The following is a 14,456-nucleotide window of genomic DNA, read 5'->3' as shown; positions in this document are numbered from 1 at the left end:
AAGCGTTTCCAACGCCAGTCCTACCTCCCGCCGCCCCAGTCACCCTTGCCCCGGGCCTGCGCGATAGCCCCCTCACGCCATAACACTCACTCGCCCCAGTGATCTGAACAATCGTTCGGATGCGAGCGTCTGCTTTCAGGAACCCTCTGTCATCCCTCGGTAACCCAGGCAAGTAGTCCGAATCCATGCAGGTCAGTCAGGCCGCTGACCTTCACGTGTCGGAATCAGGCTACTCGTTCATCAGAAGTGGCTGGCTTATTCAATTCAAACCATGAGCGTAGGTTGAGTTCCTCAACGGCCTTCCAATAACGCCCCACCTTTATTGAAGGGCTCTCTGCGAGGCATCAGTCCGTCAGAAGTGTTGGAGAAACAGCTATGAGGCTCTCTTCCATTCCGCCAGTCGCCGCGTCACTCATCGCCATAACCGGAAATATCCTGCATCTCGCACCGGTGTCGAGAGCCTGGAAGGCTCATGCACCCAGCAACGTGGTGTTCTTTCCCCCGACATTGACCAAACACGATCTGCTCATACAGATCGGTCTCCTGAGTCCATCGGCGATCATTGTCGGGGACCAGGCGATCGATGCAGACGTCATCGCCCAATGGCGCATATCCCATCCGTTTGGCGACCTCCATCTGATCCGCAGAGGTACGAGCCTGGATAAGGTGCGACTGGACCTTTGCGGTTCCAACGACATCCGCGTAGTCAATACGCCGGGGGTCAACGCGCCACATGTCGCCGCCTATATGGCGCGCTGGCTGACACTGGCCGATGGCTCCCTGCCGCGCGACATCTGTGTGCTGGGATACGGCAACGTGGGCAGGGAGCTGGTCAAGTTGTTGCTTGATCGAGATCCGGAGGTTCGGATCAAGGTATTGGATCGACATGGTCAGAGGCCGGCCACTCTCGGCAAAGCCTGTTCCGACAGCCGAGTGTCCTTTGGTGTGGACTGGTTCGAGGTGCTGGAGGGGGCCCGTGCCGTCGCTATCTGTTTATCCCTGAATGATGACTCCACCCATCGCATTGACCGGGCCCTCATTCAGTGCCTGCACAGACAGGCTCGCCTGGTCTGCGTCGCCAAGCCGGATGTCTTCAGCGATGACGCTTTGCGGGCCCTGGCAACGGCTGAAGCTATCCAGCTTGTATTGGACTACGGGCCTGGGACACTGGATGCATTTCGGGTGCGCGCGCAGGCACTCGGCTGCAGTGTCTCCAAGTGGCGCAAACCGGCGACCCTGACAACCCAGGCGGCAGTGACTGAAGCCTGCCATGGCGACCTTGACTATGCCGTCTCGATTCAACTGAGCCTGACCGCCTTGCGCTGCCTGGTCCGACGCAAACTTGCCCACTCATTGATGATCCCCGCGCAACAGGCAGATGCCCGCGCGCCGCGCGTATCGATCATCGGTCGAGGCATCAACGGCCTGCTCCAAGCCGTGATGTTCCGCCTGGCCAATTATCAGGTTTCGGTCTACGGAGGACATCAGCAGAGCGATGGCGCCAGTCATAAGCAGGTGAACATGCGCCACCTTTCAGCCACGGAGACGACTGCAAAGCCGCTGGACAACGCTTATCTGACGCCTGGAAACCAGTACCTGGCCGTGGAGTGCAACCGTGCAGGCATTGAGCTGTTTGAAAAGTTTCTGGCCGACAATCCATCGATTGACGCATCGGGCGACGATCTGGGCATTGCGCATTTGATGGATGAGATAGAGGCGCTTTTGCGGCGCGCTGGGGTTCGGTTCCTGTCCCAGCATCTGAGTCCGGCCCGCATTGCTGAACTGAGCAGAGAACAGTTCGTCGTCACGGCCATGGAAGGAGAGGAGCCTGATGGACTGTCGATAGTTTATTGCTCCGCCTACAACCGCATTGCCGCCGGCGGGACGTATGCCGGGGGTACCACGCAGGGATTGGTGTGGGCCTCCTTGGTCGAGGAAATCATCCAGGCAAAGGCGCCCGCAGTTTCGGCCATGTACTCATGATAAAAAACGGGCGCGACATCCGACGTCGCGCCCGCTGAAGAAACCGCTCTAAATCCCGCTCTATCTCAAACTGCGCTGGCCGCGACCCGCTCTGGCCGGCGCGACAACACACTCACCAGCACAAAACTCACCAGCCCTACCGCCAGGCTGTAGTAGATCGGCGTGTTCGCGTCCAGGCCATCCTTGAACATGAACACCAGCGCCGTTACAAAACCCAGGCTCATGGAGGTGATTGCCCCCGACGTGGTCGCGCGCTTCCAGAAGATCGCGCCGATCAGCGGGATCAGCATGCCGCCCACCAGCAGGTTGTAGGCCAGGGTCAGGGCGCTGATCACGTCATTGACCACCAGTGCGATGCCCAGCACGACGATACCGGTCAGCATCGTGAACAGGCGGTTGATTGCCAGGCTCGATTGTCTGCCGCCGCGCAGGCGTGGCAGCAGGTCTTCGGTCAATACGGTGGAGGCGGCGAGCAAGCCGGCGCTGGCCGTCGACATCATCGCCGCCAGTGCCGCCGCGATCACCAGGCCGCGGATGCCGTCCGGCAGCGAGACTTTGACGATGGCCGCGAACGCGTTGTTGACGTTGTCCAGGTCCGGAATCAGCACATGGGCCGCCATGCCGATCAGCGCACAGGCGAGGCCGTAAAGGATGCAGTAGAAACCCGCGAAAGTGCCTGCGTACTTGGCGACCTTTTCGTCACGGGCGGTGAACACCCGCTGCCAGATGTCCTGGCCGATCAGGATGCCGAAGAAGTAGATCATGAAGTAGGTGATGATCGTGTCCCAGCCGATCGCGGTGAAGCTGAAGCTCGATGCCGGCAGCTTGGCCACGAGTTCGTCCCAGCCGCCGACGCGGTACAGGCAGATCGGCAGCAGGATAAACATCAGGCCGACGGTCTTGATCACGAATTGCACGATGTCGGTGAGAGTCAGCGACCACATGCCGCCGATGGTCGAGTAGACCACCACCACACCACCGCCCAGCAACACCGAAATCCAGAACGGCAGGCCGAACAGCACTTGCAGCACCGTGCCGATGGCCAGGATCGAGGTCACGCCGATCATCAGCGCGTAGGCCAGCATGATCACCGCACTCGCCTGGCGGGCCATGGGGTTGTAGCGTTTTTCCAGTACCTGGGTGACGGTGAAGATTTTCAGCTTGAGCAGCGGCTTGGCCAGGAACAGGTTCAGCGCGATGATCCCCATGCCCAGCGCCGCACACAGCCAGAAGCCGGAGATGCCATGCACGTAACCCAGGCGCACGGTACCGACGGTGGATGCACCGCCCAGTACCGTGGCGGCCATGGTGCCCATGTACAGCGACGGGCCCAGGTTGCGACCGGCTACCAGGTAGTCTTCGTGGGTCTTGGCGCGGCGCATGCCGTAATAGCCGAGCACGAGCATGCCGGCGGCGTAGATGAGTACGACGAATAAATCCAAAGCCATGACGGCGGGTCTCCGATTATTGTTTTAGGTAACAGGCGAACTTGTTGTGGGAGCGGAGCTTGCTCCCGCAGGGCTGCGAAGCGGACCCTTGGGGCCATACACCGAAGCTGGCTCCGGAAACACACGCAACAACGTCAGGTACACCACCGACGCCAACCCCAGCGTCACCGGCAGGCTGATATCGATGCCATTGGCCAGGTTGCCCAGCGGCCCGACAAACTGACCCGGCAAGTTGACGAAGCACAGGCCCACCAACGCGCTTGGAATCCAGGCCCCCAGCCCACGCCAGTTCCAGCCATGGCTGAACCAGTAGCGGCCGCCGGTTTCACCCCGGGTGAACACCTGCAGGTCATCCGGGCAGTAGAAGCCGCGACGCACGATCAGGCCGATGATCATCATCACCATCCATGGCGTGGTGCAGGTGATGATCAGCACGGCGAAGGTCGATACGCTCTGCACCAGGTTGGCGGCGAAACGTCCGATAAAGATGAAGGCAATCGACATCACCCCGATCAGCAGCGTGGCCTTGACCCGCGACAGCAGGCGCGGGAACACGCTGGACATGTCCAGCCCGGTGCCATACAGCGAAGTGGTGCCGGTGGACATGCCGCCAATCACCGCGATCAGGCACACCGGCAGGAAGAACCAGGTCGGTGCCACCGCCAGCAGACCGCCGACGTAGTTGTTGGCCGCGATGTAGTCCGGCGCCTTGATCGCCACGATGGTGGCGGTGGCCAGGCCGAACAGGAACGGGATCAAGGTGGCGATCTGTGCCAGGACTACCGCCAGCATGATGCGCATTTTCGGCGTCTCACGCGGGATATAGCGTGACCAGTCACCCAGGAACGCCCCGAAGGAAATCGGATTGCTCATGGCCACCAGCGCCGCGCCGATAAAGGCCGCCCAGAAGCCGGTCTGGCCCAGGGCTACGGTGCCGGCGAAGTGGCTGTCGAAGGTCGGCGCGAACGCGAAGATGCCCAACAGAAACAGCAGGCTTGCCGCCCAGACCGCAATGCGGTTGACCCACAGCATGAAGCGGAAGCCGTAGATGCACACCGTCAGGACAAGCATGGCGAATACGCCGTAGGCCAGGCCCAGGGTCAGGTCGGTTTCCGGCAGGCCGATCAGCCGTTTCGCACCGCCGACCAGTGCATCGCCTGAACTCCACACCGACAGTGAGAAGAAGGCAATCGCCGTCAGCAATGACAGAAACGAGCCGACAATCCGCCCGTGCACGCCGAAGTGCGCACCGGAAGACACCGCGTTGTTGGTGCCATTGATCGGCCCGAACAGGCCCATGGGGGCGAGGATCAACGCACCCACCAGCACACCCAGCACAATCGCCCAGACGCCGGCCTGGAACGACAGGCCGAACAACACCGGAAAGGAACCGAGCACGGCGGTGGCAAAGGTATTGGCGCCGCCAAAGATCAGGCGGAACAGATCCTTGGGGGTGGCGGTACGTTCGTTGTCCGGGATCTGTTCGACCCCGTTGGTTTCTATTGTGCGAATACTTTTATCGTTGTTTTTATTATTCATGATCAGCTCCGATCACATTGGCTAAGGGGGCGGCAGCCCTTCCGGCATAGCGGACAAATGTTCGTGACAGGCCAGCCACGGGCCTTCTTGTTGTTCTGTGCGAGATCCTTGGCGTTTGAAGACAATGGTCTCGCGTTCCTGGCTAAAGAATTGCTCCCCGTTCATGCGCAGCTCGGTGGCCACGTCATGGATAAATATCGCCACGTCACCCAGCAGGCTGACCACGGCGTTACTTGAGGTGCAGGACAGCACCTCGAATCCTTCATCCCGGCGCCAGCTGTCCCACAACGCCTGGTAGGCATCGCGACTGAGCAGCGGCTGGGGGAGGGTGTAGAACACAAAGCTGGCATCGGCCGTGAACGCGCCGAAGTAGGCGGCGCGGTCGTTGCGTGCAAACGCCGACACCAGGTCGGCGGCGGCTTTCAATACCTGCGGCACGCTCATCAGCGGTGCGCCACGCCAGGCAGCACGCAGAGCATCTCGTACAGCAGGTTGGCGCCCAGCAGCGAGGTGTTGCCGGTGGTGTCGTAGGGCGGCGAAACTTCTACCAGATCGCAACCGACCAGGTCGAGGCCCTGGCAGCCACGGATGATTTCGATTGCCTGGATGGTGGTCAGGCCGCCGATTTCCGGGGTGCCGGTGCCGGGCGCCCAGGCCGGGTCGATGCCGTCGATGTCGAAGCTCAGGTACACCGGGCCGCCGCCGACTTTTTCCCGCACCTCGGCCATCAGTGGCGCAAGGGAGTGGTGCCAGCATTCTTCGGCCTGTACTACGCGAAAGCCCTGCTTGCGGCTCCAGTTGAAGTCTTCGGCGGTATAACCCTGGGCGCGCAGGCCGATCTGCACCACGCGGTCGCAATCGAGCAGGCCTTCTTCCACGGCGCGGCGGAAGGTGGTGCCGTGGGCGATTTTCTCGCCGAACATATGGTCGTTGACGTCGGCGTGGGCATCGATGTGCACCAGCCCGACCTTGCCGTGTTTCTTGTGGATCGCCCGCAGGATCGGCAGGGTGATGGTGTGGTCGCCGCCCAGCGTCATCGGGATCACGTCGTGCTCGAGAATCTCATCGTAGGCCTCTTCGATGATGCGCACGGCGTCCAGCAGGTTGAAGGTGTTGATCGCCACGTCGCCAATGTCCGCCACCGACAGCGAGTCGAACGGCGCGGCACCGGTGGCCATGTTGTAGGGGCGGATCATTACCGACTCGGCGCGGATTTCACGCGGCCCGAAGCGGGTGCCGGCGCGCAGCGAGGTGCCGATGTCCAGGGGCACGCCGATAAAGGCCGCATCCAGGCCCTTGGCCGATTGCAGGTGGGGAAGACGCATCATGGTGGCGATGCCGGCGAAGCGCGGCATTTCGTTGCCGCCCAGTGGTTGGTGGAAAATCTTGTCCACGGGATTGCCTCATCGTTGTTGTGTTTATCAGGGGCCGATTCTGCGAAAAGCGCAGGAAGGGAAGAATCGGCAGGGGCAAATACTTAGTTCAGGTTTTTCTAAACTAATGCGGGCAGGTAGACTGCCCACATCTACACCCGGAGCCGACCATGGCCAGCGCCTTGCCCGACCTGAAACTCCTGCGCATCTTCGTCAGCGTCGTGCGCCATCAGGGGTTCGCCAATGCCCAGCACGAACTCAACCTGTCCACCTCGGCCATCAGCACCTACATGAGCCAGTTGGAAAGTGCGTTGGGCCTGGTGCTGTGCCATCGCGGCCGGGGTGGGTTCAGCCTGACCAGCAAGGGCGAGCTGTTTCACCAGGAAACCTTGCGCCTGCTCGGCGAACTGGAAGGCTTCGAGCAATACGCCGCCGCGCTCAAGGGCGAGCTGCGCGGGACGCTCAAGCTCGGCGTGCTCGACTCCACCGTGAGCGACAAGGCCTTGCCGTTCGCCGAGGTTATCGGCGCCTACAGCCTGGAGCACCCGGCGGTGCACCTGAATCTATCGGTGATGAGCCCCTACGAACTGCAACTCGGCGTGCAGGACAACCGCCTGGACCTGGCCATCGGTGCCTTCTCCAACCGCATGAGCGGGCTGATCTACATGCCGCTTTACCGCGAGCAGCACTGGTTGTATTGCAGCACCCGCCATCCGTTGTTCAGCGAACGACGCATCCCCGAGCAGGTGATCACCCAGCAGCGCATGGTCGGGCGCGGCTACTGGAGCCAGGCCGAACTGGCGCGCCACGGCTTCAAGCACAGCGCCGCGACGGTGGAAAGTATGGAGGCGCAGCTGATCCTGGTGCTCTCCGGTGCCTACATCGGCTACCTGCCCGAGCACTACGCCCAGGCCTGGGCCGACAAGGGCGACCTGCGCGTATTGCTGCCGGCGACCTTCGGCTACCAGGCGCCGTTCTCGATGATCATGCGCCGGGGCCGCAGCCGCGAACCGCTGATCCAGACCTTCCGCGATCTACTCAAAGCCCAGCTCAACCAGGCCTGAAAACCATGTCCCGAACCCACTGTTCCCGCTGCCTCAGGCCCGCCGCCCATTGCCTGTGCGCGCTGATTCCCAGCCTCGACAGCCGCACACGTGTGCTTGTTTTGCAGCACCCGAGCGAGGTCAACCATGCGCTCAATACCGCGCGGCTGGCGGCGTTGGGACTGAACAACGCGCAGTTGGTGGTGGGCGAGGTCTTTGATGACTTGCCGACCCTGTTGAACCCGCCCGGCTATCAGGCGCGGCTGTTGTTTCCGGCTGACGATGCACAGCCGCTGCAAGCCTATGCACCCGGCGCCCAGCCGCTGTTGCTGGTGGTGCCCGACGGCACCTGGCGCAAGGCGCGCAAACTGCTGCACCTCAATCCTGTGTTGGCGGCGCTGCCTCGGGTGACGCTGGCTGAGGCCGCTGCGTCTCGCTATCGACTGCGCAAGGCGCCGGGGCCAGGGGCGTTGTCGACGGTGGAGGCGATTGTGCAGGCGTTGCAGGTGCTGGAGGCGCCGGTGTCGTTCGAGCCGTTGCTCAAGCCGTTTGATGCATTGATCGAAGGGCAGATTGCGGCGATGGGGGAGGAGGTCTTTCGGAGAAATCATGGCGATGGGCATTTGCGCTAGGCGGGATATCGAGGCGCGGCCATCGGGAGCAAGCCCCCTCCCACATTCGAACGAGTTCCAGCATGAGAATGCGGTCCAGTGTGGGAGGGGGCTTGCTCCCGATGGCGCCCGCTCAGCCACCACCGCCTCGCTTATTCCTTTAAGCCATAAGCACCACACTTTGCGTGATATGGCCCGCCGACCTTTCCCGGTATGATGTTCGCCCCCGCAGTCTGGATTGCGAATACGCCATGACCTTGCAGTACCCTACAATCGCCGATTGCGTCGGCAACACGCCCCTGGTCCGCTTGCAACGCATGGCGGGTGAAACCAGCAATACCCTGTTGCTCAAGCTCGAAGGGAATAACCCGGCCGGCTCGGTGAAAGACCGCCCGGCGCTGTCGATGATCACCCGCGCCGAACTGCGCGGGCAGATCAAGCCCGGCGACACCCTGATCGAAGCCACCTCGGGTAATACCGGGATCGCCCTGGCCATGGCCGCCGCGATCAAGGGTTACAAGATGGTGCTGATCATGCCCGACAACGGCAGCGCCGAGCGCAAGGCGGCGATGACCGCCTATGGCGCCGAGTTGGTGCTGGTCACCCAGGAAGAAGGCATGGAAGGCGCCCGCGACCTCGCCGAGCGCATGGCCGCCGAAGGCCGTGGCCAGGTGCTGGACCAGTTCGCCAATGGGGACAACCCCGAAGCGCACTACACCACCACCGGTCCGGAAATCTGGCGCCAGACCCAGGGCACCATCACCCATTTCGTCAGCTCCATGGGCACCACCGGCACCATCATGGGTAACTCGCGCTACCTCAAGGAGCAGAACCCGGCGATCCAGATCGTCGGCCTGCAACCGATGGAAGGCGCGGCGATCCCAGGCATTCGTCGCTGGCCCGAAGAGTATTTGCCGAAGATCTACAACGCGACGCGCGTGGACCGCATCATCGACATGGCCCAGCGTGAAGCCGAAGACACCACCCGCCGTCTGGCGCGTGAAGAAGGCATCTTCTGCGGCGTGTCGTCCGGCGGCGCCGTGGCGGGTATGTTGCGCTTGTCCAAGGAAGTGGAAAACGCGGTGATCGTCGCGATCATCTGTGACCGAGGCGACCGTTACCTGTCGACCGGCATTTTCGACGAACCCAACTGATGGCCAAGCACGAGAGAGGCCTGCGCTTCCAACCGACGGGCGGCAGCCGGGCCCCACAGATTCCCGTGGGCAAGAAGCAGCGCCTGACCATCGAGCGCCTGGCCAACGACGGCCGCGGCATCGTGTTCTTTGAAGGCCGCACCTGGTTTGTCAACGGTGCGCTGGCCGGCGAAGAGGTTGAAGCGCGGGTATTGGGTACCCACGGCAAGGTGGTCGAGGCCCGCACCGAGCGCGTGTTCACGGCCAGCGAACTGCGCCGTCCGGCACCGTGCGCGCACTTCGGTCGCTGTGGCGGTTGCAGCGTGCAGCACTTGCCCCATGCCGAACAACTTGCCCTGAAACAGCGCATGCTCGCCGAGCAACTGTCCCGCGTGGCCGGTGTCGAACCGCAGGAGTGGGCCGCGCCATTGAGTGGGCCGGAATTCGCTTACCGGCGCCGCGCCCGGGTGGCGGTGCGTTGGGATGCCAAGGCGAAGAAGCTTGAGGTGGGTTTCCGCGCCGTGGCCAGCCAGGACATCGTCGCCATCGATGATTGCCCGGTGCTGGTACAGGCCTTGCAACCGATCATGCAGCGCCTGCCGAACATGCTGCGCCGCCTGAGCAAACCTCAGGCACTGGGGCATGTGGAGTTGTTCAGTGGCTCGTCCGTCGCCGTGTTGCTGCGGCATATGGCGCCGTTGTCGGAGGCGGACCTGCTGATCCTGAAAGAATTCTGCAGCTTCCATGACGCCCAGCTGTGGCTGCATGGTGAAGGTCAGCCGGAACCGATTGAGCCCGATCAGTCACTAGGTTTCCGATTGGACCCATGGGACCTGGAGTTGGCGTACCGACCGGGGGATTTTGTCCAGGTCAACGCCGGGGTCAACGAGGCGATGGTTGCCCAGGCCCTGGACTGGCTGGCGCCGCACCCTGATGAGCGGGTGCTGGACCTGTTCTGCGGCCTGGGCAACTTTGCCCTGCCGCTGGCGAAACAGGTGCGCGACGTGGTGGCGGTGGAAGGTGTGCAGACCATGGTGGACCGGGCTGCACGGAACGCCATCAGCCACAATTTGCATAATGCACAGTTTTTTCAGGCCGATTTGTCCCAGCCGTTGACTGACGCGGAATGGGCCAAACAGGGCTTTTCTGCGGTACTCTTGGACCCACCCCGCGATGGTGCCCAAGAGGTTGTGCGCAATCTCGCCACCCTGGGGGCCAAGCGCCTGGTGTATGTGTCCTGCAACCCGGCGACGCTGGCGCGGGACACGGTTGAGCTGGTCAAGCAAGGCTACCGGCTAAAACGTGCCGGGATCCTCGACATGTTTCCGCAGACAGCGCATGTCGAGGCCATGGCGTTATTTGAAGCGGGCTAGGATGCCCGTTTAATCCGACTGGCCTGCGTTCTCCAAGGCCTATGATCTGCCACGGAGCTCGCAGTAAAAAGGTCGGCGATGATTTTGGCGCATCCAAGGTGCGTCATAGGGAAGGTAAGCAAGATGGTACAGGTGAGAGCACACCAGCCGATCAACACCGACGGCAGTATCAATCTCGAGGCATGGCTGGATCATGCCATCAGTGTCGACCCGGCACTGGACCGTGAAGCCTTGAAAGCAGCCTGCGAGTTCGCTCGTGAGTCTGAGCAACAAGACAATGCAGCCAAGAACCTGTGGGCCGAAGGCACTTCCAGCTTTCGCACCGGGTTGGAAATCGCCGAGATCCTTGCCGATCTCAAGCTGGACCAGGACTCGCTGATCGCCGCCGTGCTCTATCGCGGCGTGCGCGAAGGGCACATCCAGTTGCCGACCGTCAGCCAGCGCTTTGGCGCGGTGGTGGCCAAGCTGATCGACGGCGTGCTGCGCATGGCCGCCATCAGCGCCAGCCTCAGCCCGCGCCAGTCCATGGTGCTGGGCACCCAGGGCCAGGTGGAAAACCTGCGCAAGATGCTGGTGGCGATGGTCGACGACGTACGTGTCGCCCTGATCAAGCTGGCCGAACGCACCTGCGCGATCCGTGCGGTGAAGACCGCCGACGACGAAAAGCGCAACCGCGTCGCCCGCGAAGTCTTCGACATCTATGCGCCCCTGGCCCACCGCCTGGGTATCGGCCATATCAAGTGGGAGTTGGAGGACTTGTCCTTCCGCTACCTCGAACCTGATCAATACAAACAGATCGCCACGCTGCTGCATGAGCGGCGGCTCGACCGTGAGCGCTTTATCAGTGACGTGATGGGCCAGTTGCGCGCCGAGCTGCAGGCCACCGGGGTCGATGCCGACATCAGCGGCCGCGCCAAACACATCTACTCGATCTGGCGCAAAATGCAGCGCAAGGGCCTGGCCTTCAGCCAGATCTACGATGTGCGTGCGGTGCGCGTGCTGGTGCCGGAAATGCGCGACTGCTACACCGCGCTGGGTATCGTCCATACGCTGTGGCGGCACATTCCCAAGGAGTTCGACGACTACATCGCCAACCCCAAGGAAAACGGCTATCGCTCGCTGCACACCGCGGTGATCGGCCCCGAGGGCAAGGTGCTGGAAGTGCAGATCCGCACCCACGCCATGCACGAAGAGGCAGAGCTGGGCGTGTGCGCGCACTGGCGCTACAAGGGCACCGACGTCAAGGCCGGGTCCAACCAGTACGAGGAGAAAATCTCCTGGCTGCGCCAAGTGCTGGAATGGCACGAAGAACTCGGCGACATCGGCGGCCTGGCCGAACAGTTGCGCGTGGATATCGAGCCGGACCGGGTCTACATCTTTACCCCCGACGGCCATGCCATCGACTTGCCCAAGGGTGCGACGCCGCTGGACTTCGCCTACCGCGTGCACACCGAGATCGGCCATAACTGCCGGGGCGCCAAGATCAACGGGCGCATCGTACCGCTCAACTACAGCCTGCAAACCGGCGAGCAGGTCGAGATCATCACCAGCAAGCACGGCACGCCGAGCCGCGACTGGCTGAACCCGAACCTGGGCTACATCACCACGTCGCGGGCGCGGGCGAAGATCGTGCATTGGTTCAAGTTGCAGGCCCGCGACCAGAACGTCGCCGCCGGCAAGACCCTGCTCGAACGCGAGCTGGGCCGCCTGGGCCTGCCGCAGGTGGACTTCGACAAACTGGCCGAAAAGGCCAACATGAAGATTGCCGAAGACATGTTCGCCGCCCTCGGTGCCGGCGACCTGCGCCTGGCGCAACTGGTCAACCTGGCCCAGCAACTGGTCGAGCCGGAGCGCGGCAACGAACAACTGGAGCTGATCCCACGCAAGGCCACCGGCTACAAGCCCGGCAAGCGCGGCGATATCCAGATCCAGGGCGTCGGCAACCTGCTGACGCAAATCGCCGGCTGCTGCCAGCCGTTGCCGGGGGATGCCATCGTCGGCTACATCACCCAAGGCCGTGGCGTGAGCATTCACCGCCAGGACTGCGCCTCGGTGCTGCAGCTGGGTGGGCGTGAGCCGGAGCGGATTATCCAGGTCAGCTGGGGTCCGGTGCCGGTGCTCACCTACCCGGTGGACATCATCATCCGTGCCTACGACCGTTCCGGCCTGCTGCGCGACGTCTCGCAAGTGCTGCTCAATGAGCGCATCAACGTGTTGGCGGTCAACACCCGCTCGAATAAAGAGGACAACACCGCGTTGATGTCTCTGACCATCGAGATTCCGGGGTTGGACGCACTGGGGCGGCTGCTGGGGCGGATTTCCCAGTTGCCGAACATCATTGAGACGCGGCGCAACCGTACCCCATGATTCGCAGAATGAATGCAGGCTAAATGTGGGAGGGGGCTTGCTCCCACACTGATCGGACACAGAAAGATGTATTCACTTGAAGACCTGCTGCACCTGATGAGCCGCCTGCGGGACCCGCAATACGGGTGCCCGTGGGACATCAAGCAAACCTACGCGACCATTGTCCCGCACACCCTGGAAGAGGCCTACGAAGTGGCCGACGCCATCGAGCGCGGCGACTTTGATCATCTGCAAGGTGAGTTGGGCGACCTGTTGTTCCAGGTGGTGTATTACAGCCAACTGGCGCGGGAAGAGGGGCGTTTCGAATTTGCCGGGGTGATCGACAGCATCACCCGCAAACTGATTCGCCGCCATCCCCATGTGTTCCCGACCGGCGATCTGTACGCGCCGCTGGATATTCCTCGACTGAGCGAAGAGCAGGTCAAGGAACGTTGGGAGCAAATCAAGGCCGAGGAGCGTGCGGAAAAATCCGACGCGCCGGAGCAGCTGTCCCTGCTGGACGATGTGCCCAGCGCCTTGCCGTCCCTGTCCCGGGCCGCCAAATTGCAGAAGCGCGCCAGCCAGGTCGGCTTCGACTGGCCATCGGCGTTGCCGGTGGTGGATAACGTGCGCGAAGAGCTGGACGAAGTGCTCGAAGCCATGGCCGACAACGACCCGGAGGCCATCGCCGATGAAGTCGGTGACCTGCTGTTCGCGGCGGTCAACCTGGCCCGTCACCTCAAGGTCGACCCGGAAACCGCGCTGCGTGGCGCCAATGCCAAGTTCGAGCGACGCTTCCGATTTATCGAACAGGCATTGCGCGATACCCACCAACCCATAGAAGATTGCACCCTCGAAGAGTTGGACGCCCTGTGGGGCGAAGCCAAACGTCAGGAAAAGAACGTGTCCAGCTGCGGTTGAGCAGTTGCCTAAGTGAGTAAGCACCATGAGCCTTTCCCTTCGCGACCAGTTGCTCAAAGCAGGTCTGGTCAACCAAAAGCAGGCCAAGCAGGTCGGCAAAGAGAAACAGAAACAGCAGCGCCTGGTCCACAAGGGCCAGATCGAGGCCGATGACACCCAGGCTCGCCTGGCTGCCGAAGCCCAGGCCGAGAAGGTCAAGCGTGACCAGGAGCTGAACCGCCAGCAGCAGGAAAAAGCCGAGGCCAAGGCCCGTACGGCCCAGGTCAAGCAACTGATCGAAACCTCTCGCCTGCCTAAGCTCACGACCGAGGACTACTACAACTTCGTGGATGACAAGAAGGTCAAGCGCCTGTCGGTCAACACGTTGATGCGCAACAAGCTGAGCAACGGCTCCCTGGCCATCGTGCATCACGGTGGCGGCTACGAGGTGATCCCCCGTGAAGCCGCGCTGAAGATCCAGGAGCGCGCCCCGGAGCGTATCGTGCAGCTCAATATCCTGACCGAAAGCCAGGTGCCGGATGAGGATGATCCGTACGCGGCCTACCAGATCCCGGATGATTTGATGTGGTAAGGCTGTAGCTAAGAATTGTGGTGAGCAGGCTTGCCCTGCGTTGGGCTGCGAAGCAGCCCAGAACACACAAACCCCGCTCAAAAGGCGGGGTTTGTGTTTTACAGGCCCCCCAGCT

At 62.2% G+C, this 14,456-nt stretch carries 12 protein-coding genes; 8 read left to right on the top strand and 4 right to left on the bottom strand.

The window, feature by feature from the left end; all coding sequences use genetic code 11:
• The first annotated feature begins 375 nt into the window (after positions 1 to 375).
• Complete coding sequence (locus BB029_RS20770; RefSeq protein WP_065940610.1) at positions 376 to 1,983, top strand: NAD(P)-dependent oxidoreductase; 1,608 nt, start codon at positions 376 to 378, stop codon at positions 1,981 to 1,983.
• Positions 1,984 to 2,048: 65 nt separating this feature from the next.
• Here the strand turns inward: BB029_RS20770 and BB029_RS20765 are convergent, their stop codons facing one another.
• From BB029_RS20765 to speB, 4 genes are read right to left on the bottom strand one after another with little or no spacing between them, the layout of a single operon-like run.
• Positions 2,049 to 3,431, bottom strand: a complete 1,383-nt coding sequence (locus tag BB029_RS20765) for a sodium:solute symporter (protein ID WP_065940609.1) — start codon at positions 3,429 to 3,431, stop codon at positions 2,049 to 2,051.
• 24 nt (positions 3,432 to 3,455) lie between these two features.
• Positions 3,456 to 4,970, bottom strand: coding sequence for a cytosine permease (locus BB029_RS20760; RefSeq protein WP_065940608.1), 1,515 nt, complete (start codon positions 4,968 to 4,970; stop codon positions 3,456 to 3,458).
• 21 nt (positions 4,971 to 4,991) lie between these two features.
• Positions 4,992 to 5,414 carry a nuclear transport factor 2 family protein gene (locus BB029_RS20755; RefSeq protein WP_065924694.1) on the bottom strand — a complete coding sequence of 141 codons (423 nt, stop codon included), beginning with the start codon at positions 5,412 to 5,414 and terminating at the stop codon, positions 4,992 to 4,994.
• Positions 5,414 to 6,364, bottom strand: coding sequence for an agmatinase (speB, locus tag BB029_RS20750; protein ID WP_065940607.1), 951 nt, complete (start codon positions 6,362 to 6,364; stop codon positions 5,414 to 5,416). The genes BB029_RS20755 and speB overlap by 1 nt, the downstream gene beginning before the upstream one ends.
• Positions 6,365 to 6,513: 149 nt before the next feature.
• Here speB and BB029_RS20745 point away from each other — a divergent pair, with 149 nt between their 5' ends.
• The 7 genes from BB029_RS20745 to BB029_RS20715 all read left to right on the top strand — a co-directional run bounded on the left by BB029_RS20745 (position 6,514) and on the right by BB029_RS20715 (position 14,341).
• On the top strand, positions 6,514 to 7,407 hold the full coding sequence (locus tag BB029_RS20745) for a LysR family transcriptional regulator (protein WP_065924693.1): 894 nt from the start codon (positions 6,514 to 6,516) through the stop codon (positions 7,405 to 7,407).
• Positions 7,408 to 7,412: 5 nt separating this feature from the next.
• Positions 7,413 to 8,018, top strand: a complete 606-nt coding sequence (locus BB029_RS20740) for a tRNA-uridine aminocarboxypropyltransferase (RefSeq protein WP_065940606.1) — start codon at positions 7,413 to 7,415, stop codon at positions 8,016 to 8,018.
• 230 nt (positions 8,019 to 8,248) lie between these two features.
• Positions 8,249 to 9,151, top strand: coding sequence for a cysteine synthase CysM (cysM, locus tag BB029_RS20735; protein ID WP_015885254.1), 903 nt, complete (start codon positions 8,249 to 8,251; stop codon positions 9,149 to 9,151).
• Positions 9,151 to 10,503 carry a 23S rRNA (uracil(1939)-C(5))-methyltransferase RlmD gene (gene rlmD / locus BB029_RS20730; RefSeq protein WP_065940605.1) on the top strand — a complete coding sequence of 451 codons (1,353 nt, stop codon included), beginning with the start codon at positions 9,151 to 9,153 and terminating at the stop codon, positions 10,501 to 10,503. Before cysM ends, rlmD begins: the two co-directional genes overlap by 1 nt.
• 123 nt (positions 10,504 to 10,626) lie before the next feature.
• The gene (relA, locus tag BB029_RS20725; RefSeq protein WP_027603791.1) at positions 10,627 to 12,870 is read left to right on the top strand and encodes a GTP diphosphokinase; all 2,244 of its coding nucleotides are present in this window, start codon (positions 10,627 to 10,629) and stop codon (positions 12,868 to 12,870) included.
• Positions 12,871 to 12,936: 66 nt separating this feature from the next.
• A complete protein-coding gene (mazG, locus tag BB029_RS20720) occupies positions 12,937 to 13,770 on the top strand; it encodes a nucleoside triphosphate pyrophosphohydrolase (RefSeq protein WP_065940604.1) in 834 nt (277 codons plus the stop codon).
• Positions 13,771 to 13,795: 25 nt separating this feature from the next.
• The gene (locus tag BB029_RS20715; RefSeq protein WP_010208656.1) at positions 13,796 to 14,341 is read left to right on the top strand and encodes a DUF2058 domain-containing protein; all 546 of its coding nucleotides are present in this window, start codon (positions 13,796 to 13,798) and stop codon (positions 14,339 to 14,341) included.
• Positions 14,342 to 14,456: the final 115 nt, after the last annotated feature.

Source organism: Pseudomonas sp. S3E12 (assembly GCF_001702295.1).
In the GTDB taxonomy this organism is placed as follows: Bacteria; Pseudomonadota; Gammaproteobacteria; order Pseudomonadales; family Pseudomonadaceae; genus Aquipseudomonas; species Aquipseudomonas marginalis.
This window is presented reverse-complemented; position numbering and strand designations above follow the sequence as displayed.